This is a genomic window from Pseudobutyrivibrio sp. 49 (genome assembly GCF_900100545.1).
GTDB lineage: Bacteria > Bacillota > Clostridia > Lachnospirales > Lachnospiraceae > Pseudobutyrivibrio.
Genome location: NZ_FNDP01000045.1, coordinates 1 through 1,214, shown reverse-complemented (window position 1 = coordinate 1,214; position 1,214 = coordinate 1). Strand labels below are relative to the sequence as shown.

Below are 1,214 nucleotides of genomic sequence, written 5' to 3'. Positions count from 1 at the left end.
CAAATATAGCAGTCATTGTATTCATCATAGACATACTCATATTTCTTGAAGAATCCTTCTTTGGTCTGAGGTCTCTTATAAGGGAAAACTGGTTTGACTCCATCATCAAGAAGTAGCTTTGCAATGGCAGGAGTTTTATAACCTGCATCAACAACACATTTTTCCATACCAATGTCCTGAAGTTTATCATACAGACCTTTGAAAGTTCTGCTGTCATGCTCATTGCCAGGATTAACATCGAAGCCTAAAATCCACCCATTCTTATCACAAGCTGTTTCAATTCCATATGCAAAGACATGCTTGTGCTCACCTTTTCTAAACCATCCACTTTCGGGATCGGTAGTGCTACACTTGATTGTTTTACCATCCAATGGAACATCATCAGTGTAGTCTTCAAACTTGTCATGCCCACCTGATGAACCAGATGATTGGTCATCATCGTCCTTATTTTTTAATGGCTTTTTACCATGAGCAGCTCTATCTGATGATATTTCTTTTCTCAGCATCTCCTCATAAAATAATGCTTCCTGCTGAGCGATTCTTCGCTGCATTTTTTTATTGTTAGCTCTTGCTTTTACATGAGTAGCATCAACAAAAATTTCTGTTGGGTCAACTAGTTTGAAGCGATAGCATTCCTCTAAGATGTGCTGAAAGATTTGTTCGAATAAATCCGTACCTTCAAATCTTCTTGAATAGTTCTTACCGAAGGTTGAGAAATGAGGAACCTTATCATAAAGTTCAAGTCCAAGAAACCATCTAAAAGCAACATTCACCTCAATTTCTTTTATAGTCTGGCGCATGCTTTTTATTCCGTATAAATATTGAATCAATGGGATTTTGATGAGAGTAACAGGGTCAATACTTGGTCGCCCCTGATCAGGAGAATATTTATCTCTGACTAAATCATAAATAAAAGACCAATCAATAGCTTTATCTATAATCCTAAGAAGATGATCTTGAGGAACCAAGTCATCAGTACATACAAATTCAATCTGCTTTCTTGCCTTCTCATTCTGTTCTGTAATCATTATTCTAACCCCTTGTTTTGATAGTATTATTATACCAAAAAAGTAACTAGAACGCTTGTAAAATCAAGGCTTTCTAAGGATTTGGATAATCTAAAAATGAAAGAACTGGAGTCCGCAGACTCCAGTTCCTCCTTATTAAAAAGAAAATGTCGCGGCGGAAGCCGCGACACTTTGTCTACACTCTGA

General features: G+C 37.0%; 1 protein-coding gene. It reads right to left on the bottom strand.

Going from position 1 to position 1,214, the window contains the following annotated elements:
• Window positions 1-1,028 (bottom strand): IS1182 family transposase (locus tag BLP54_RS15550; RefSeq protein ID WP_090171565.1); only part of this gene is annotated, 1,028 nt, incomplete at its 3' end.
• Window positions 1,029-1,214: the final 186 nt, after the last annotated feature.